This is a genomic window from Amycolatopsis sp., from assembly GCF_036008905.1.
GTDB lineage: Bacteria > Actinomycetota > Actinomycetes > Mycobacteriales > Pseudonocardiaceae > Amycolatopsis.
In genome coordinates this window covers 19,038-36,637 of the sequence record NZ_DASYMU010000209.1, presented here as the reverse complement: position 1 = coordinate 36,637, position 17,600 = coordinate 19,038, and the positions used below count along the sequence as shown (strand labels likewise).

General features: G+C 68.0%; 20 protein-coding genes, 1 tRNA gene and 1 pseudogene. 8 read left to right on the top strand and 14 right to left on the bottom strand.

What is annotated here, in order from left to right:
- Positions 1-19 precede the first annotated feature (19 nt).
- Positions 20-868 (top strand): annotated as a pseudogene (locus VGP60_RS41825) (tyrosine-type recombinase/integrase); the annotation flags it as partial.
- 344 nt (positions 869-1,212) lie between these two features.
- Here the strand turns inward: VGP60_RS41825 and VGP60_RS33810 are convergent.
- From VGP60_RS33810 to VGP60_RS33780, 7 genes are all read right to left on the bottom strand, one after another.
- Positions 1,213-1,288: transfer RNA gene (locus VGP60_RS33810), tRNA-Ala, on the bottom strand.
- A gap of 76 nt (positions 1,289-1,364) precedes the next feature.
- On the bottom strand, positions 1,365-1,883 hold the full coding sequence (locus tag VGP60_RS33805; protein ID WP_327552239.1) for a YbaB/EbfC family nucleoid-associated protein: 519 nt from the start codon (positions 1,881-1,883) through the stop codon (positions 1,365-1,367).
- A gap of 2 nt (positions 1,884-1,885) precedes the next feature.
- Positions 1,886-2,275, bottom strand: a complete 390-nt coding sequence (locus tag VGP60_RS33800) for a YbaB/EbfC family DNA-binding protein (protein WP_327552238.1) — start codon at positions 2,273-2,275, stop codon at positions 1,886-1,888.
- 63 nt (positions 2,276-2,338) lie between these two features.
- Complete coding sequence (locus VGP60_RS33795; protein ID WP_327552237.1) at positions 2,339-3,460, bottom strand: C40 family peptidase; 1,122 nt, start codon at positions 3,458-3,460, stop codon at positions 2,339-2,341.
- On the bottom strand, positions 3,457-3,795 hold the full coding sequence (locus VGP60_RS33790) for a hypothetical protein (RefSeq protein WP_327552236.1): 339 nt from the start codon (positions 3,793-3,795) through the stop codon (positions 3,457-3,459). The genes VGP60_RS33795 and VGP60_RS33790 overlap by 4 nt, the downstream gene beginning before the upstream one ends.
- Before the next feature lie 112 nt (positions 3,796-3,907).
- The gene (locus tag VGP60_RS33785) at positions 3,908-4,738 is read right to left on the bottom strand and encodes a thioredoxin domain-containing protein (protein WP_327552235.1); all 831 of its coding nucleotides are present in this window, start codon (positions 4,736-4,738) and stop codon (positions 3,908-3,910) included.
- Between the two features lie 33 nt (positions 4,739-4,771).
- Positions 4,772-5,299: a MauE/DoxX family redox-associated membrane protein gene (locus tag VGP60_RS33780; RefSeq protein WP_327552241.1), complete on the bottom strand. Its 528-nt coding sequence runs from the start codon at positions 5,297-5,299 to the stop codon at positions 4,772-4,774.
- A gap of 102 nt (positions 5,300-5,401) precedes the next feature.
- Between VGP60_RS33780 and VGP60_RS33775 the strand changes: the two genes are divergently transcribed.
- Positions 5,402-6,241 (top strand): glutamate ABC transporter substrate-binding protein, encoded by an 840-nt coding sequence (locus VGP60_RS33775; RefSeq protein ID WP_327552234.1) that lies wholly within the window; start codon positions 5,402-5,404, stop codon positions 6,239-6,241.
- Positions 6,238-8,658, top strand: a complete 2,421-nt coding sequence (hrpB, locus tag VGP60_RS33770) for an ATP-dependent helicase HrpB (RefSeq protein WP_327552233.1) — start codon at positions 6,238-6,240, stop codon at positions 8,656-8,658. Before VGP60_RS33775 ends, hrpB begins: the two co-directional genes overlap by 4 nt.
- On the opposite strand, the gene VGP60_RS33765 is transcribed toward hrpB, so the two are convergent.
- Positions 8,639-9,439, bottom strand: a complete 801-nt coding sequence (locus VGP60_RS33765) for an ion transporter (protein ID WP_327552232.1) — start codon at positions 9,437-9,439, stop codon at positions 8,639-8,641. The genes hrpB and VGP60_RS33765 overlap by 20 nt on opposite strands.
- A gap of 134 nt (positions 9,440-9,573) precedes the next feature.
- On the opposite strand from VGP60_RS33765, the gene VGP60_RS33760 reads away from it, so the two are divergent.
- Both VGP60_RS33760 and VGP60_RS33755 read left to right on the top strand, forming a co-directional pair.
- The gene (locus VGP60_RS33760; RefSeq protein WP_327552231.1) at positions 9,574-10,491 is read left to right on the top strand and encodes an ABC transporter ATP-binding protein; all 918 of its coding nucleotides are present in this window, start codon (positions 9,574-9,576) and stop codon (positions 10,489-10,491) included.
- Positions 10,488-11,264 (top strand): ABC transporter permease, encoded by a 777-nt coding sequence (locus tag VGP60_RS33755; protein WP_327552230.1) that lies wholly within the window; start codon positions 10,488-10,490, stop codon positions 11,262-11,264. Before VGP60_RS33760 ends, VGP60_RS33755 begins: the two co-directional genes overlap by 4 nt.
- Here the strand turns inward: VGP60_RS33755 and VGP60_RS33750 are convergent.
- The 4 genes from VGP60_RS33750 to VGP60_RS33735 form a co-directional block, all read right to left on the bottom strand.
- On the bottom strand, positions 11,261-11,914 hold the full coding sequence (locus tag VGP60_RS33750; protein WP_327552229.1) for a response regulator transcription factor: 654 nt from the start codon (positions 11,912-11,914) through the stop codon (positions 11,261-11,263). The two genes, VGP60_RS33755 and VGP60_RS33750, sit on opposite strands and share 4 nt — an antisense overlap.
- Complete coding sequence (locus tag VGP60_RS33745; protein ID WP_327552228.1) at positions 11,892-13,442, bottom strand: sensor histidine kinase; 1,551 nt, start codon at positions 13,440-13,442, stop codon at positions 11,892-11,894. The genes VGP60_RS33750 and VGP60_RS33745 overlap by 23 nt, the downstream gene beginning before the upstream one ends.
- A gap of 81 nt (positions 13,443-13,523) precedes the next feature.
- On the bottom strand, positions 13,524-14,630 hold the full coding sequence (locus VGP60_RS33740; RefSeq protein WP_327552240.1) for an SPFH domain-containing protein: 1,107 nt from the start codon (positions 14,628-14,630) through the stop codon (positions 13,524-13,526).
- Positions 14,631-14,675: 45 nt separating this feature from the next.
- Positions 14,676-14,903: a hypothetical protein gene (locus VGP60_RS33735; protein WP_327552227.1), complete on the bottom strand. Its 228-nt coding sequence runs from the start codon at positions 14,901-14,903 to the stop codon at positions 14,676-14,678.
- Between the two features lie 98 nt (positions 14,904-15,001).
- On the opposite strand from VGP60_RS33735, the gene VGP60_RS33730 reads away from it, so the two are divergent.
- Positions 15,002-15,688, top strand: a complete 687-nt coding sequence (locus VGP60_RS33730; RefSeq protein ID WP_327552226.1) for a DUF1345 domain-containing protein — start codon at positions 15,002-15,004, stop codon at positions 15,686-15,688.
- Here the strand turns inward: VGP60_RS33730 and VGP60_RS33725 are convergent.
- Positions 15,660-16,391 (bottom strand): dienelactone hydrolase family protein, encoded by a 732-nt coding sequence (locus tag VGP60_RS33725; protein ID WP_327552225.1) that lies wholly within the window; start codon positions 16,389-16,391, stop codon positions 15,660-15,662. The genes VGP60_RS33730 and VGP60_RS33725 overlap by 29 nt on opposite strands.
- Before the next feature lie 41 nt (positions 16,392-16,432).
- On the opposite strand from VGP60_RS33725, the gene VGP60_RS33720 reads away from it, so the two are divergent.
- The gene (locus tag VGP60_RS33720) at positions 16,433-16,642 is read left to right on the top strand and encodes a hypothetical protein (protein ID WP_327552224.1); all 210 of its coding nucleotides are present in this window, start codon (positions 16,433-16,435) and stop codon (positions 16,640-16,642) included.
- Positions 16,639-17,388 carry a hypothetical protein gene (locus VGP60_RS33715; protein WP_327552223.1) on the top strand — a complete coding sequence of 250 codons (750 nt, stop codon included), beginning with the start codon at positions 16,639-16,641 and terminating at the stop codon, positions 17,386-17,388. The genes VGP60_RS33720 and VGP60_RS33715 overlap by 4 nt, the downstream gene beginning before the upstream one ends.
- Here the strand turns inward: VGP60_RS33715 and VGP60_RS33710 are convergent.
- On the bottom strand, positions 17,370-17,591 hold the full coding sequence (locus VGP60_RS33710; RefSeq protein WP_327552222.1) for a hypothetical protein: 222 nt from the start codon (positions 17,589-17,591) through the stop codon (positions 17,370-17,372). The two genes, VGP60_RS33715 and VGP60_RS33710, sit on opposite strands and share 19 nt — an antisense overlap.
- Positions 17,592-17,600 lie beyond the last annotated feature (9 nt).

The following is a 17,600-nucleotide window of genomic DNA, read 5'->3' as shown; positions in this document are numbered from 1 at the left end:
CTGGTTCCCCAGCCTCGACCTGGACCCGCGCACCCTGGAGAACTACCGCAGCTACCTCCGCTGCCACATCCTGCCGCAGTTCGGCAAGACGGCGCTGTGTGACATCACCACCCTCGACATCACCACCTGGACCACGGATAGCACCAGAGCTGGATACTCCCCCATCACCGTCGCCAGCTGGGTCAAGCTGCTGTCGATGATCCTCACTGACGCCGTCGACCAGCACCTCATCCCCACCAATCCCGTCCATCAGCGACGCCGCCGCGGCCGCCGATCACGCCGAACCACAGCCGAGCGAATCTGGGCCACCCCCGAACAAGTCCTACGCATCGCCGACCAAGCCGCCCCCCTCGGCGGACCGACCGCCCGACTATTGATCATCACCGCCGCCTGGACCGGCTGCCGCTGGGGCGAGCTCGTCGGCCTGCACCGCGACAACATCAACCCCACCACCGGCCACCTCACCATCCACCCCGAACACGGCGCATTGCACGAATCCAACGGCACACGCTGGCTCGGACCACCGAAGACAACCGCCTCCGCCCGCACCATCGCACTACCGCCATTCCTCACCACGCTCCTACGGCAGCACCTCGCGAGACACCCGTTCGACTTCGTGTTCACAACCGCAAGCGGCGCCTGGCTCTGGCGGTCCACCTTCATCCGCCGCGTCCTACGACCCGCGATCGACGGCAACCTCACCAACACGAAAACCGGCATCCGTACCTACCCAGTTCTTCCTGGGCTGACCTTCCACGGCCTGCGGCACAGCCAAAAAACATGGCTCATCGCCAGCGGAGCACCAGAGATCGCCCAAGCCCGCCGCCTCGGCCACCACCTTCACGACAAGGTCGTCGAGACATACAGCCACGTCGCCCACGAAGTCGAAACCCGGCTCCTCGCCGACCTGCAACGGCGCTGGACCAAAGCGAACCGTCACAGTCACCCGACAACACCACGCCCAACCGGGCCACCGCCGCATTCACAACGGACAGCCCCAACCTCCGCTGGTAAGGGGGTCACCATCCAGAAACGCCGGAAGCAACACAGAAAGGCCACTGAACAACCAACCTCCCACGGCACCACACTGCTCCAAAAACGCACCAGCAGGAGCACCCACGGCGGGAAACAAACGATCACCCAAGATCGGAAGCAAAACGCACAAAACCCCTCCGACCAGCCCAAAAGGCCAACCGAAGGGGTTTTACAAGATGGTGGAGCTAAGGGGATTCGAACCCCTGACCCCCTCACTGCCAGTGAGGTGCGCTACCAGCTGCGCCATAGCCCCGGAGCGGCGTGAACTCCGCATCTCGTAGGTACATACGTTACATGACCACCCGGACGGCCCTGCGAAGGGGTCCGGCCTATCGGTCCGAGCGCAGGGAGGCCGGGTCGAAGGAGTCCCAGTAGCCCTCTTCGTCCTCAGCCGGAGCTGCGGAAACGGCGGGAGCAGGTGACGCGCCGAGGCGTTCGGCGCGTTGGCGTTGGAACTCTTCGACGGTCATGCCCGGGTCGTCGTTCGCGGTGCGGGCGGGGGCGGGCATGCCGGACATTCGTTCGATCAGGTAGGTCATGTCCTCGCCGAGGAGGAGCGCAACCTTGTTGTAGCCGTCTTGGGTGGCCTCGCGCATCGCGACTTGGGCGACTTCGACGATCAGCGAGCCTAGGCGGTCGTGGCCGTAGTTCACCGCGTTCGGGGCCAACCAGAGCTTCAGGAGCTTCCCGCGGGCGTTGACGGTGACCTCGACGATGTTGTCGGCGTCGTGGGCGGTGCCGGACGCCTTCGCCATCAGGCCTTCGACCTGGGCGAACGCGTCTTCGCGGGCGCGTGCTTCGTCGATGAGCTGGCGGGTGGTGCGGGTGAGGGGGATCTGCTCGACCATGGTCACCTTTCGTAGAGCTTGGTGACGTGCTGCTCGTCGTCTTCGGGCATGGGTTCGAAGCCGAGGGACTGCAGGTGCTTGGCGCCGCTGTCGCCGAGGACCGGGGCCAGCGTGTGGTACATCTTGTCGCCGGCTCGGCGGGTGGCGCGTTCCGAGAGGTCCATGATCTGCTGCGCGATCGCGTCCGAGCCGAAGCGCAGGGCCGAGCGGGAGAGTTTGATCTCCGAAAGCAGGCCGCCGGGGCTCACTTCGACGCTGATCGAGCCGTCGCCCGACTCCGCTTTGCCGACGACCCGGCCGACCTGGGCGAACCGTTCGCGGGCCTGGTCTGCGGTGCGGTCGGCGTGCTCGCTGACCCGCGCTACTTCTCGGTCGAAATCTGGTTCGGACACGGTTGATTTATACAGCGGAGCGCAGCTCCTCGGTTGAGGTTGGTGGTGGGTGACCTTGTGGGGCTATCCCGTCGGGCGGTAGAAGCCGATGAAGGACTGGCCCGCGTTGGTGGTCCGGATGTTGCTGATCTGCACCGGGTCACCCGCCTCGACCATCTGCCCGTCACCGATGACCATCGCCACGTGCCCGGACCACACGACCAGGTCGCCGGGCAGCAACTGGTCCATCGACGGCACCTCGGCGCCAATCGTTTGCGTGGCCGCTGTCCTGGGGATCGTGAGACCCGCTTCGCCGTACGACGTCATCGTCAGGCCGCTGCAGTCGAGGCCCTCGCCCCGCGCGGTGCCGCCCCACACGTACGGCACGCCGAGTTGGCTGAGCGCCGCCCGCACGGCCTTCGCGGCCGTCTCATTCGGGGCCTGGACGGTCTTGCCACCGGGCAGGTTGACGTCGACGCCGGTGCCTGGCTGCGGCGGGATCGCGACCGGCAGCCGCGGTTTGTGCACGGCACCGCCACCTCCGCCACCACCACCTCCCCCACCGCCGCCGCCGCCGGAGTCGCCGCCGCCACCACTGCCTTGGTTGTTGAAGCTCGACGCGACCTTGGTTTCGGTGGCACTGCTCGCTTTGGTCGACTCGTCACCGCCGAGCTGGGTGCCGATGGAAGTGAGCTCGTTGATCGTCTGTTCGGCGTTCGTCGCCGCGACGCCGGTCAGCTTCTGGATCCGGCTCATCATCTCGGTCAGCAGCTGGCGCGCGGCGGCCTGGCCCGACTCGGGCGGCTGCATCTGTTTCGTCGCGGCGACGGCTTTCATCGTCGAGTCGATGTCACGGATGATCTCGTCGCGGGTCTGCTGGTTTTTGACGTCACCCACGTGAAGGGTTTCCGCGGCCCGCGCGACGGCGGATTCGATTTCCGCGCTTTCGTCGAGCAGGTCCTGGATCTCTTTTTCCAGGCTTTCCGACGTCGCGACCGCCCTGTCCGCGGTATTGCCGGAAGCGGACGACGTGAAGGTGGCGCGTTGCGAGCCGGCGTCGGTCTGGGCGGCGCCGACCGACGTCCGGAGCGCGACGTGGCCGTCCTGCGCGCCGCTGACGGCAGCCTGGTTCGTGCGCATCTTCTGCCCGAACTGGGTGGTCGTGTCGAGACCCGCCCGCATCACGTGCTCGGTTTCGACGGTCATCCCAGTTCCTTGCGCACGTTCTTGAGCATCCCGTCGTGGTCCGCCTCGACGGCGTCGTAGTTGGCCCGGGTCCGCCGTGAGGCTTCACCCACCTGGTGCCATTTCCCGCCGAGTTTTGTCACCCGATCGTGCAGGCTCCGCATTCGGGCGGCGTACGCGCCGGTGAGCCCGGATTCCCCGCCCATGGCGGAAAGCCCGTCGCCGCTCAGGTTCACGTGCGGCGCCACATGCGCGGCGCCCGCCCCTTTGATCTCGTCTCCCAGCGGGTCGACGTTGCGCGCGTAGTTCTCGTACGCGCCTTCGTCGGCGTGATAACCCCGATGACCGCCGTCCACGTGCCCTCCTCATCCCCTTGGAGTGCGACGCGTCCGGCCTGCCCGCGGTTCCCCAGAAACACTCCGGGGATCAGACTAAACCACCATCTGCCCCTGGAGTGGGCGAAACCACTTACCCGAGCTGACCGGCGATCACCTGGTTGAGCCAGTCACCGGACCGGTCGATCGCCTTGCCGTTGACAGCGACCGTGGGCGTCCCGAAACCGGGTCCCTGACCGAAGTCCTGCTTCAGGGCCTCGTCGTTGGACGTCTTCTCGAATTCGGCGTTGATCTGGTTGTTGTAGGTGCCGGCGTTGATCGTCTCGGCGAACTTCGGATCTGTGATGCCCAGCGCCGTGCCGAGCTGGATCAGCTGCGCTTTGTCGTAGCCGCGCTTGCCTTCCTGAGGCTGGGTCTTGAAGAGGCTGTCGTGGAACGCGGTGAACTTGCCGGCGTCGGCCGCCGCCAGCGCCGCGTTCGCGGAGTCCAGCGAATAGCCCTCGGGGTTCGACCTCGTGTTCAGCAGCGGAACCATGTGATAACGCACGGCGAGGTTGCCCGCGTTGATCTGTTCCTCGATCTGCTGCTGGTACTGCGCTTCGAAAGTCCCGCAGATCGGGCAGAGGAAATCGGCGTAGACGTCGATGGTCTTCTTCGCGTCGGGCTTGCCCGTGGTGACGACGACACCGTCACGCTTCTCGACGACTCCGGCGGCGAACGGCTGCGAAGCGGCCACCGGGATCTGCTGCCCCTCGGTGGCGTTCTTCGACGCGTTCATCCACAGCACACCGCCGATGATGAGAGCCGCCACCAGCACCACACCGACCACGACCGCGATGGTCTTCCGGTTGTCGCCGCTGCCCCTGGCCTTCGCGACGGCACTCGCGCCGGCGTGCGAACCCCGCGAACCGGCGGCCTGCTGGGCCTGGCGACGCTTTCGAGCGTTGCGCTCAGCTCCACCCACGTTGATCGATTCCCTTCTCAAAACTCTCAAAACTCAAAGACTTGCGGCTTTCTCATCGGAGTAGTCGTCCGCGGGTGCCGCGGAGTTCCCGCTTTCGTTGCCGACCGAGCCTTTACCGGCCGAGCCCTTGCCGAGCCAGCCATCCAGCGAAAACAGGGTCCGCGGCCGTATCATCAGCCACAGCGCCAGTAAGAAGAATCCGGTGTCCCGCGCGATTTCCTGCGGGTACTGGGTCTGATCGGCGCTGATCTGCCCGCCGCCGCCGAAACAGCCGCAGTCGATGGTCAGGCCGCGTGCCCAGGACTGGACGATCGCGGCGATCAGCACCAGCAGCAGCAGGCCCGAGGCCCCGGCCACCCACCTGGTGCCGACGCCGATCAGCAGGAGGACGCCCAGCAGCAGTTCGAGCAGCGGCATCGCGGTGGCGACCGGCTCTACCAGCCCGCTCGGCAGCACGTCGTACGCCTTCACCGCGATGAAGGTCTGGCCGGTGTCGCTGATCTTCACGGCACCGGAAACGAGCCACACCGCGGCGAGCCCGAGGCGTGCGAGTGTGCCCAATGCGTCGAGCACACGTGAAGACGTTTTAGCCACCTGCTTAGGCTAACCATCGGACCTGAGAAAAATGTGAGGTTCCCCCGACGGGTGAGAATGGAGGTCGGAATGCGCTCTCGGAAGATCGTCACGGCCTTTGTGCTGGCGATGTTCGCTTCAGCGTGTTCAGCATGTTCGTCGTCGGCGAGCGACTCCGACTCGCTCGTAGCCCGCGCCGATGGCCGGAATCACCTCACCATCGGGACCCGGTTCGACCAGCCAGGACTGTCCGAACGCAAATTGGACGGGCAGATCGTCGGTTTCGACGTCGATGTCGCGAAATTCGTCGCGGCCGAACTCGGAGTGTCACCGGGCAACATCACCTGGCGCGAAACCACGCCCAACACCCGCGAGACCGATCTCAGTTCGGGCGCGGTCGACCTGGTCGCGACCACTTATTCGATCACCGACAAGCGCAAGCAGCTGGTGTCGTTCGCCGGGCCGTACTTCGTCACCGGGCAGGACCTGCTGGTGCGGCAGACCTCGGCGGACATCACCGGCCCGGAGAGCATGAACGGCCGCAAACTCTGCTCCCAGCCGGGCACGACGTCCGCCCAGCAGGTGCGTGACCGCTTCGCGATGGCCGTCCAGCTGGTGGAGTACCCGCGGTTCCCCGACTGCGTGACGGCGCTGCTGGCCGGACAGGTCGACGCCGTGACGACCGACGCCGCGATCCTCGCCGGTTACGTCACGCAGAACCCGGAGCTCCTGCGGGTCGTCGGGAAGCCGTTCTCCACCGAGCGCTACGGGATCGGCCTGCGCAAGGGCGACGTCGAAGGCCACACCGCGGTCACCAACGCGATCGAGAAGATGATCGACAACAAGACCTGGGCGGCTTCGCTGAACGCCAACATCGGCCCGTCGGGGTATCCGCTGCCCCAGCCGCCCGAAGTCAACGAACGCCCGTGAAGCTGCCCGACCTGCCGATTCGCGCGGTTCTCGACGAACTGGGCGACGCGCTCGAGACACACGGCACCGCGGTGCTCGTCGCGCCGCCGGGCACGGGCAAGACCACGCTCGTGCCGCTCTACCTGGCCGAACGCACCTCCGGCCGCATCGTCGTCGCCGAGCCGCGCCGGATCGCCGCGCGCGCCGCGGCCGCCCGGATGGCGTCCCTGCTCGGCGAGCGTGTCGGCGAAACGGTCGGCTACTCGGTGCGCGGCGATCGGAAGGTCTCCCCCGCCACCCGGATCGAGGTCGTCACGTCCGGCCTGCTGGTGCGCCGGGTGCAGGGCGACCCCGAGCTGCCCGGGGTGTCGACGGTCCTGCTGGACGAGTGCCATGAACGGCATCTCGACGCCGACCTCCTGCTGGCGCTGCTGCTCGACGTCCGCGCCGGGCTGCGCGACGACCTCAACCTCCTGGCGACCTCGGCGACGGTGGCCGCGGGACGGCTCGCGACGCTGCTCGGTTCCGCCCCGGTGATCACCGCGGAAGCCAGGACGTACCCCGTCGAAGTGTCGTACCACCCGCCGGCGCGCGGCGAGCGTCTCGAAGGGTCTGTGGCCAGGACAGTCCACAAGGCACTGTCCGAAGTAGAAGGCGACCTGCTCGTCTTCCTGCCCGGCGTGGGCGAGATCACCAGAGTCAGTGGGATGCTCTCCGGCCTGCACGACGTCGACGTCCTCCCGCTGCACGGCAGGCTGCCCTCGGCCAGGCAGGACGCGGCACTGACGCCGGGGCCGCGGCGGCGGGTCGTGCTCGCGACGTCGGTGGCGGAGTCCAGCCTGACCGTGCCGGGGGTGCGTGCGGTCGTCGACTCCGGGATGGCCCGGGTGCCGCGGGTGGACCATCGACGAGGTCTGCCGGGCCTCGCGACCGTCCGAGTGTCCGCCGCGGTGGCCGAGCAGCGCGCCGGACGCGCGGGCCGCGAGGCACCGGGCGCGGCGTACCGATGCTGGGCGAAGCACGAGCAAGCGAGCTTGCCCGCCTATCCGGAACCCGAAATCCGCACGGCCGAACTGGCCAGATTCGCGCTGGAACTGGCGTGCTGGTCCACTCCGGACGGAAGCGGATTGTCCTGGTGGGATCCGCCGGGCGAGGGCGCGTTCGCCGCCGGACGCGCCCTGCTCCGGACGCTCGGTGCCACCGACGAAACCGGCGAAGTCACCGGACGCGGGCGCAAGATGGCCGCGCTCGGCCTGCATCCCCGGCTGGCCAGGGCCTTGCTCGACGGTGCCGCCAAGGTCGGCCCGCGCTCGGCGGCCGAAGTCGTGGCGCTACTGGATTCCGGCGGCACGCTGACCGACGTCGAGGCCGAACTCCGCCGGCTGCGCGGCGCCTCGGACGATTCGTCGCGGCGCTGGAAGGTCGACGTCCGGCGCCTGGCCGGGTTGGTGTCCGGTGGTAAAGAGGCGCCTGATCCCGCGCTCGTCGTCGCCCTCGCACACCCGGAACGACTGGCGCGACGCCGCGCGTCCGGCTCGCCGGTGTATCTCATGGCCGGTGGGACAGCGGCGGAACTGCCGTCCGGCAGCGGTCTGGGCGACACGGAATGGCTGGCGGTAGCGGAAGCGACCCGTGACGCCGGACGCGTGCACGGGATCATCCGGCTCGCCGCCCGCGCGGACGAGCCGCTGGCCGTGGCCGCGGCACCGAACCTGGTGTCCACTGTGGACGAAGTGACCTGGGCGAACGGCGACGTGACGGCCCGTTCGGTGCGCAAGCTCGGCGCGATCGTGCTGGCCGACCGTCCGCTGGCCAAGCCGGACGTGTCCGCGGTTCGCCTGGCGCTCAAAGAAGGTCTACGCCAAGAGGGCCTCGGGCTGCTGCGCTGGAGCCAGGACGGCGAACGGCTGCGCGAGCGACTGGCGTTCCTGCACCGCGTACTCGGGGATCCCTGGCCCGCCATGGACGACACGAGTCTTTTGTCCAGAATGGACGATTGGCTGGAACCCGAATGGTCGAAGGCCCGCCGCCGGGCCGATCTCGCCAAGATCGACGCCACCTCGGCGTTGCGCAGGCTACTGCCATGGCCCGCGGCGACCCGGTTCGACGAACTCGCGCCGGACAGACTGGAAGTCCCGTCCGGTTCCCGTGTCCGGGTTGACTACTCGGCGGACGAGCCGGTACTGGCCGTCAAGCTGCAGGAAACCTTCGGCTGGCTCGAAACACCCCGCATCGGCGACGGCCGGGTGCCGGTGGTGCTCCACCTGCTCTCCCCCGCAGGACGTCCGGCCGCGGTGACTGCGGACCTGGAATCGTTCTGGCGCAACGGATACTCCGCGGTGCGTGCCGACCTGCGCGGCCGCTACCCGAAGCACCCGTGGCCGGAAGACCCGAGCGGGGCGACGCCGACCAAACGCCTCAAGCCCCGGGGTACTTGATCAACTGATGCTGTGGTGGCGTCGGCAGCTGCCGCGCGAGCTCCTCGTCGTCTTCCCGTTCGTTCAGCCCGAGCTGCACGGCCAGCCGGATCTGCTCGCGGTTCTCCCGCACGACATGGGCGAAGAACTCGTCGATCCGCGGGTCGATCAGCACTTCGAGGACGACCCGCATGGTCGTGTCCACCACGGAATGCACGATCTCGTCGTGGAACGGCAGTTTCGAAAGCCGTCCGGCCTGCGGGTCGTTCTTCACCTTTTCGGTGATGATCTGGCGCAGCATGGCTTTGTTCTCGCCGAGTGAGCGCGCCAGGTTCTGCGGGTAGTTCCCGGTTTCCACCACCTTGACGACCTCGTCGAGCACGGCGATCGTGATCGGTTTCTTGATCGCCAGGACGATCGGGCGGGAAAGCCGCTCCACCAGTCGCTGGGTGAACTGCTCGCCGAAAGCGCGGTCCGCGGTGCGCGCCAGCCGGACGATCACCACGATCACCCGCAGCAACCGGAATCCCCGCAACGCCGGATGCGCGATCGGGATCATGCCGAGGATCTCGAACCAGTTGCGCAGCGGGAACTTCTTGTCCCACTTCTGTTTGCGCCAGCGCCACAGGAATTCCAGCGCGAACACCCCGCAGATCGAGGTGTCGATGATGAAGATCCAGTGCGCGGTGTCCGGGGAATGCGGGAAGAACGTCACGTAGACGAGCAGCCCGACGGAGAAAACGGCCAGCACGAGCATGGCCAGGTCGAGCGCACTGATGCGCTGGGTTCCGCCAGTGGTCATGGCCGCATTCTGCCCGCACTGATCGGGTGACGCCGCGTGAGCCCTGCCGAAAGTAAGGGTGACGCCTGCCGGAAGTCCGCTGTTTCCCTTGCCCGCGCCGAACAGGATTCCCTTCTCTACCACTGGGAGGTCCCATGATCACGCTTCGCGGTTTGACGAAGCGCTACGGCGAGAAGACCGTCGTCGACGACCTGAGCTTCGCGATTCCGGCGGGCAAGGTGACCGGTTTCCTCGGCCCGAACGGCGCCGGCAAGTCGACCACCATGCGCATGGTGCTCGGCCTGGACCGGCCGACCGCGGGCGAGGTGGTCGTCGACGGCAAGCCGTACGCCGGACTCCGCCATCCGCTGCGGGAGGTCGGCGCGCTGCTGGAGGCGAAGGCGTTGCACCCCGGCCGCAGCGCGGGAAAGCACCTGCTCGCGATGGCCCGCAGCAACGGAATCCCCGCGAGCCGCGTCGACGAGGTCCTCGCGACGGTCGGGCTCACCGACGTCGCCGGCAAACGCGCCGGGCAGTTCTCGCTCGGGATGGGACAACGGCTCGGCATCGCGGGCGCGCTGCTCGGCGACCCGCGCGTGCTCATGTTCGACGAGCCGGTGAACGGGCTCGACCCGGACGGTGTGCGGTGGGTCCGGCAGCTGATGCGCTCGCTCGCCGCCGAGGGGCGGACCGTGTTCGTCTCCAGTCACCTGATGAGCGAAATGCAGCAGACCGCCGACAGGCTGGTCGTGATCGGCAAGGGAAAACTCCTCGCGGACGCGCCGGTCGACGAGTTCATCGCGGACAACTCGCGCGGCTCGGTGTCGGTCCGGCTGCCGTCACCCGACGACGTCGTCACGCTGACTCAACGGCTTCACGCCGAAGGCGCGACGGTCGAGCAGAACGCCGACGGCGAAGTGATCGTGCACGGCATGGCCGCCGAACGGGTCGGGGACCTCGCATACGAGCTGGGGATCCGCCTGCATCGCCTCGCCGAGCGGACGGCGTCCCTCGAACAGGCCTACATGGAGTTGACCGCGAGCTCGGTCGAATACGGGACGGTGGCGGCATGACCACGACGACGACGCCGGTGACCGGCGCGATCAACTCGGAGTGGACGAAGTTCTGGTCGGTCCGCACGACCTGGTGGAGCCTGGTGTCCGCCGCGGTCCTGATGCTGTTCTACGCCGTGGTGGTCGGCTTCACGATGGCTGACGACCCGGAACCCGGGATGTCGGCGGCGGGAGTCGTCGCCGGAGGCACCTTCTACCTCTCGCAGTTCGCGGTGATCGCGCTGTCGACGTTGTTCATCACGAGCGAGTACGCGAGCGGCAGCATCCGGGCGTCCCTGCAGTGGGTACCGATCCGCAATCGTTTGCTTTTCGCGAAGGGCGCGGTGCTCGTCCCGATCCTCTTCGCGTTCGGCGTGGTCGTGGCCGGAGCGGGGCTGCTCGTCGCCGGCCTCACGATGCAGGGGAACGGCGATCAGACGTCGGCGGGCGGAGCCGTGGTGGCGATGCTCGGGCTGGGCGTCTACTTCGCGCTGCTGGGCCTGCTCTGCCTCGGCATCGGCACGGCGTTGCGAAGCACGGCGGGGTCGATGGTCGTCGTCTTCGTGCTGCTCCTGATGCTGCCGATGGTGGTCGCATCACTCGGGCCGGAGGAGCTCGTGAACTACTTCCCCGGGTTCGCCGGGGTCAACGCGATGCTGCTGCCGGGCGACCTGAACCCGATCTTCGGCGGGCCGCTGCCGTACCCGCCTTGGCTCGGCGCGCTCATCTGCGCGGCCTGGTCCGCTGTGGCGTTGCTGATCGGGTCGCAGGTGCTGCGGAAACGGGACGCTTAGTTCCCGATGAGCCCGGCTTCGTAGGCGATGATGGCCGCCTGGACCCGGTTCTTCACGCCGAGGCGGCCGAGGATCGTGCTCACGTACGCCTTCACGGTCCCCTCGACGACGAACAACCGGGCCGCTATGTCCGCATTGGACAGTCCGGATCCCAGCAGGGTCAGTACTTCCCGCTCGCGGTCGGTCAGGGACTCCAGCTGGTCCCTGGCCGCCGCGCGGCGGGCCGACCGGCCGCCGGACAGCTGCGCGATGACCCGGTGCGCGACCTTCGGCGAGAGGAACGCGGCGCCGTCGGCCACCGCGCGGATCCCGGCGAGCAGCTCCCGCGGATCCCCGGATTTCAACAGGAAACCGCTGGCGCCGAGGCCGAGCGCACGCTCGATGTAAACGTCCTCGCCGAACGTCGTCAGCATGATCACCCCGGTTTCCGGGTGCAGGCGCCGGATTTCCGTCGCCGCGCCGAGGCCGTCGAGTTTCGGCATGCGGATGTCGAGCAGCACGATGTCGGGCCGCGTGAGCCGGACCTGCTCGACCGCTGCCCGCCCGTCGCCCGCTTCCCCGACGACCTCGATTTCGTCGTCGGAGCTCAGGATCGCCGCGACCCCGGCCCGGATCATCGCCTCGTCGTCAGCCAGCACTACCCGAATCAATGTGCTCCCCGTCTTCGTCCCGGACCAAATCCTTCGACACCAGCAGTCCTCCGGCGAAACACAGCCGGTAGGTCTCGTAATTGAGGTTGAACAGCGACCGTTCGGTGCCGTAGTACTCACACTCCGCCCCGGGTGGCACCGGCGGTTCGAGGTTCCTCGCCCGCGCGATCCGTTGCTGCCCCGGCAAAGTCCCGGCGATCTCGGCGCGCGACTGCCCCAGGCGGAGACCGTCGTAGCCAGGGCTTTCGAGCTGTGAGCCGTACCAACTGTAAAGGAACACGACCCCGCTGATCACGGCCAACCCGGTGAACAGCCCCGTCGGAACGGCGATGGCCTGGATCAGGCTGCGTCGCACCTCGCGGGCGGCTTGCTCACGCTCGCGTGCCAGCTCCGACAGATCGGCTTCCGGCTCCTGCTCGGCGGGTGCGGCGTCATGGGGAAGCGTGGCGGTGACAGCGAATCCGCCGTCACGCGGCGCGGCCGACAGCGTCCCGCCGACGAGCCGCACCCGCTCACGCAGCCCGACCAGCCCGCGGTTTCCGGACGATATCCCAGGCAACGCGCCCGCCGGAGGCCGTTCGTTCACCACCGACACGGTCGTCTCGTCCCCGGTCCGGGTCACGCGCACGGCGACGGCGGCGCCAGGGGCGTGCTTGGCGGCGTTGGTGAGCGACTCCTGCACCACCCGGCAGGTCGCTTTGTCGACCATCGGCGGCGTCGGCGCTTCGTCCACTTCGGACCGGATGAGCAGGCCAGAAGCCCTTGCCCGCTCGACGAGTTCGACGACGGATTCGTGCGCGGGCCGCGTCGGCGCGACGTCTTCCCGCAGCACACCGAGGATCTGCCGCAGCCTGTCGGTGGCGATGGCCGCGCTCTCCCGGAGTTCTCCGGCCGCGATCCGCTGTGGCTCGTTCAAACCCCGCGCGACTTCGAGCGCGGCGGCACGCACGGCGATCAGGCTCAGCTCGTGCCCGAGCGAGTCGTGCATGTCGCTGGCGATCCGGGCGCGTTCGCGCAGGCGTGCCTGATCGGCGACGATCTTCTGCCGGGTCTCGAGCTCTTCGGCGCGCTCCCAGCCGGTGCGCGCCATCTGCCCGCGCAACCGCACGAACCGGCCGAGCTGCCAGGGAAACAGCCCCGCGAACGCCAGGATCCCGAGGGTCGAGCCCCAGTTTTCGGCGCCGTTGCTCCCGAACACCAACGCGATCGGCAGCCCCAGCACCGCGTAAGCCCCGAAGACGACGAGTGCCGGCCGAACGCGTTCCATCCGGTTCCCGGCGAAGTACGCCATCACGACCATCAGGAACATCGGCCACACCGGCACCCGGCCACCGAGTTCCAGCAGCGTCACCCAGGCGCCGGACAGCCCCGCCACCAGCGAAACCACCGGCCACCGACGCCCCGTCGAGACCGCCACCGTCGTCGCCACCAGCCCGCTGGCCAGCTCGCCCCAATCGGACGCCACCACCCCGGCGTCGACCACCACCAGCCCGCAGATCCCGAGCCAGATCAGGACGTCAAGACCCACTCTCCACCTGCGACGCACCGCCTCGACGCTACAACCTCCCCCACCCGTCGCGGCATTGCCGAAAGTAAGGGTGTGCGCGTGTCACCCCGCCGTGATCTGCTCCCGCGCCTCCGGCTCCTCTTCCTCCGGCTCCTTCGCCTTGGGCTCGGCGGACAACCCGCTCTTCACCGACTCCAAAATCGCGAGCCCCTGCCCGACCAGCCCGGCGGCCATCTCCCCGAGCCCGTCGGCGCCGTTCAAGATGTTGACGTTCGCCCCGCTCAGCCCGCGGGCGGCTTCCTTCACGATCTGCGGCAGCTGCTCGATGATCAGCTGGTCCAGCGCGACCCGGTTGTTCGACGCCGCCGCCGCGGCCTGGATCTCCATGGACTCCGCGGCCGCCCGCGCCAGGATCCGGACCTTCTCCGCCTCCGCCTCCGCAGGCTTGACGACCTCCGCGACCAGCTGCTGCTGACGGAGTTCCGCCTCCCGCTGCGCCAGCTCGGTCCGCGCGTCGATGACCACGCGCTGTGCCGTGGCCTGCGCCAGCGGTCCGGCCTGCGCGGCTTCGGCCTGCGCCTTGTCGACTTCGGCCTTGTACTGCGCCTGCACGACCGACGTCTGGCGCGCGTACTCCGCCTGCCGGCGCTGCGACTCCTGCCCCGCCTCGGCCGCGGCCTGATCGGCCCGCGCCTGCGCGATCTGCGCCTCGCGCTGGATCGCGGCGTTGTGCGGCGCGGCCATCGCGGCGATGTAGCCGAGTTTCATGTCGTCGATCGACTGGATCTGCAGCGAATCGATGGTGAGCCCGATCTTCGCCATCTCCGCGGCCGACCCGTCGAGCACTTCGGTGGCCAGCTTCTGCCGCTCGGTGACGATCTCCTCGACGGTCATCGAGCCCACGATCGACCGCAGGTGCCCGGCGAAGATCCGGCCCGTCAGCACCGACATCTGCTCCTGGTCGGACAGGAACCGCTGACCGGCGTTGACGATGCTCTCGGTGTCGTTGCCGACCTTGAACGCGATGACCGCGCGGACGTTCAGTGCGATGGCCTGTTTGGTCACACAGGTCTCCGACACTTCGGCCTCGGCCATGCTCAGGGTGAGAAACCGAACTTTCCGGAAGAACGGCATGATGAATGCGCCATGACCGGTAACCACCCGAAATGGTGTATCACTGCCGCCCCGTTTTCCACCGGAGATCAGCATCGCCTCGTCAGGCGCGGGAACACGGTAACCGAACATCGGGAACTCCTATTTGGTGGTAAAAGGATCAGTCCATCGAGTGACGTCGACTGTGCGCATGCCGCGGGATTCCACCACCAGCACGGTGGTGCCCTTCGGGAGCGGCTCGTCGGAAAAGGCCAGGAAGGCCTCCGATCCTCCCCGGATCCTGAGCAGCACCTCGCCCGGCCCCGCCTTTCCACGGGTACCGATGAGCAATACGCCGATAAGCCCCAAAGGCGACGAGTCAGCACTCATCCGGCATCGACCTCGTTTCTCACCTCGCCCCTATTTCCCCCAAGACGAGGCCCGTCAGGTTCAACGCTACCGCCACGGACGGAATGTATGTTCTCCCCATGTCTGGCGATTCCGGTCACGAAGGGGTACCCGATCTCCCGCGGGCGGATCTCGGGGAGGATCGCGGCGTCGCGGTGACGGTCCGCGCGCTGGTGTCCACTGTGGCCGGTGTAGCCCTCGGCCTCGGCGTCTCGACGGCGATGGACTGGCGCTACGGGCTGCTGCTGGGCTGGATCACGGGCATGGCCGTCTTCGTGGCCTGGACCTGGATCCTCCTCTGGCCGATGGACGCCTATTCGACGGCCCGGCACGCCGTCCGCGAAGACCCCGGCCGCGCGCTGGCCGACGTCGTGGTCGTGCTCGCGGCGGTCGCCAGCCTCATCGCGGTGGGCCTGCTCCTGACCCTGGGCGACGCCGGCGGCGGCAAGGACGTGCACGCGGCACTGAGCGTCGCCAGTGTGATCCTGGCGTGGAGTTCGGTGCACACCATGTTCACCACCCGCTACGCCCGGCTGTACTACGCCGGCGAGGACGGTGGCATCGACTTCAACGAAACCGACCCGCCGAAGTACAGCGACTTCGCGTATCTGGCGTTCACCATCGGGATGACCTTCCAGGTCTCCGACACGAATTTCGCGACGAAGGAACTGCGCGCGACGGCGTTACGCCACGCGCTGCTCTCCTACCTGTTCGGTACCTTCATCATCGCCTCGATGATCAACCTGCTTGCCGGGCTCGGCCGGTAGTCGTCTTCACGAACTCCAGCGCCTGAGGCCACGAAAGCTCGAAAGCCGCCAGGTTGACGTCGTTGCCGTGCCGGGTCTTGTTGCTGAAACCGTGTTCCGCGGCCGGGTAGAAGTGGATCACGCTCGCGCCGGTGGTCCGCGCCTGCAACGCCGTCTGCAGCTTCTGGAAAGCCTCGGCCGACACCAGCGAATCCGCGCCCGGGTACAGCACCATGACCGGCGCGGCGGTGCGTCCTGCGTACGCGAAGGCGTCCAGTGTGTGGTTCGGCGCGGGCGGGATCGGCACCGTGGGGTGGTAGGCGATCACGCCCGAGAGCCGCTCGTCACGGCCGCCGAGCAGCAGCGCGAACCTGCCGCCGAGGCACCAGCCGATGACGCCGGCCTTGGCGCAGCCGAGTTCACCGAGCAAGTGGCCGAGCAGAATGCCCTGTTCTTCCAGCGCTTTCTCGTCGTCCAGCTCGCCGAGCAGCCGGAACAGCTCGTCCATTTCGGTGTCGTCCGAGGTCGGGCCGTGGAACGGGTCCCAGCACAACGCCGTGACCCCGGTCCGCGCGATCGTCTCCGCGAATTCACGGACCTGCTCACCGATCCCGGTGATCATCGGGAGCAGCAGCATTCCCGAGGCGGACCCACCGACGGGACGGGCCAGGTACGCGTTCAACCCGCCGACAGTGATGGCCGAAGTCTCGATCTCAGCAGTCATGAACCCACGGTATCGGCCGCTATCAGGCATGATGATCCACCATGGCCGAGCGAAACCTCGCCGAGCAGATCGGCAAACCCCTGCCCGCCGGGATCGAAGCATTGCCGTCGGACGAAAAACAGGATCTCGCCAACGCGCTGCGTGAGGCACGCCACCGGCAGACGGCCGCGCTCGCCAAAGCCGGTGAGGAAGGCCTGAAGTACGTTCCCGCCTTCCTCCGCGGCGCGGTCCGCAAGGCGGTCGGCCTGTGAGCGAGCCGAACCTGGCCGCGCAGGCCGAGATCCTCAAACTCGCCCGGGTGCTCGGCGCCGATCCCGCCCGCTTCGGCTACCTCGAAAAGGTCGACCCGCATGAGCTCCAGAAGCTCCGTGCGCAGGTCACCGACGTGCTCTTCGACACCAACCTCGTCGCGCTGCAGCGCATGGCCGGCGCCAGCAAGCTGATCCCCGGCCCCATCCTGGCGAAGATCGCCGAGAAGGTGTTCGGGCCGCTGCTGTGCGCCCGGGTCGCCGGGGTGGTGGAGCCGTCGCGCGGCATCGACATCGCCAAGCGCCTCAGTCCCGTGTTCCTCGCCGACGTCGCCGCCGAGCTCGACCCGCGGCGCACCACCGAGATCATCGCCGGCATCCCGGCCGGGATGATCGCCGGTGTCGCCGGGGAACTGATCCGGCGCGAGGACTGGATCACCATCGGCCGGTTCGTCGGCCACCTGCCGGACGCGACGGTGTCGGCGAGCCTGCGGGTCATCCCGAACCCGGCGTTGCTGCGGATCGCGTTCGTGCTCGACGACAAGTCCCGGATCGAGAACATCATCGGACTGCTGCCGACCTCCCGTTTCGACGGCATCGTGCGGGCCGCCGCCGATCAGGACCTGTGGTCGCCGTTGCTCGATCTGCTCGGCCATCTCCGCCCGGAAACGCGGGCCAAGCTGCTCGCCCAGTTCGCCGAACTCCCGGCGGAGCTGCGTGCGCGGGCGCCTCAGGCGATGATCAAGTAGATCCCGAAGAGCACAATCGCGGCGCAGACAGCGAAACAGGCCGTCGCGATGGCGGCCGGGGCCGTGCCCGTGCCGCCGGTTTCCTTGACGGTCACCCGCTCGGACAGCTCACGCACCCCGAAGGCGAACAACGTCGTCAGCACCGCCACCGAGCCGAGCGCGACGGCGAACACCGCGCCGAGGGCTCCCCAATCGATCGTCATGCTCGCTCC

Coding starts and splice junctions, on each gene's coding strand:
- VGP60_RS33805 (WP_327552239.1), bottom strand. CDS start 1,883: ATGGTCGAGCAGATCCCCCTCACCCGCACCACCCGCCAGCTCATCGAC.
- VGP60_RS33795 (WP_327552237.1), bottom strand. CDS start 3,460: ATGACCGTCGAAACCGAGCACGTGATGCGGGCGGGTCTCGACACGACC.
- VGP60_RS33775 (WP_327552234.1), top strand. CDS start 5,402: ATGCGCTCTCGGAAGATCGTCACGGCCTTTGTGCTGGCGATGTTCGCT.
- VGP60_RS33765 (WP_327552232.1), bottom strand. CDS start 9,439: ATGACCACTGGCGGAACCCAGCGCATCAGTGCGCTCGACCTGGCCATG.
- VGP60_RS33760 (WP_327552231.1), top strand. CDS start 9,574: ATGATCACGCTTCGCGGTTTGACGAAGCGCTACGGCGAGAAGACCGTC.
- VGP60_RS33755 (WP_327552230.1), top strand. CDS start 10,488: ATGACCACGACGACGACGCCGGTGACCGGCGCGATCAACTCGGAGTGG.
- VGP60_RS33740 (WP_327552240.1), bottom strand. CDS start 14,630: ATGCTGATCTCCGGTGGAAAACGGGGCGGCAGTGATACACCATTTCGG.
- VGP60_RS33735 (WP_327552227.1), bottom strand. CDS start 14,903: ATGAGTGCTGACTCGTCGCCTTTGGGGCTTATCGGCGTATTGCTCATC.
- VGP60_RS33730 (WP_327552226.1), top strand. CDS start 15,002: ATGTCTGGCGATTCCGGTCACGAAGGGGTACCCGATCTCCCGCGGGCG.
- VGP60_RS33725 (WP_327552225.1), bottom strand. CDS start 16,391: ATGACTGCTGAGATCGAGACTTCGGCCATCACTGTCGGCGGGTTGAAC.
- VGP60_RS33720 (WP_327552224.1), top strand. CDS start 16,433: ATGGCCGAGCGAAACCTCGCCGAGCAGATCGGCAAACCCCTGCCCGCC.
- VGP60_RS33710 (WP_327552222.1), bottom strand. CDS start 17,591: ATGACGATCGATTGGGGAGCCCTCGGCGCGGTGTTCGCCGTCGCGCTC.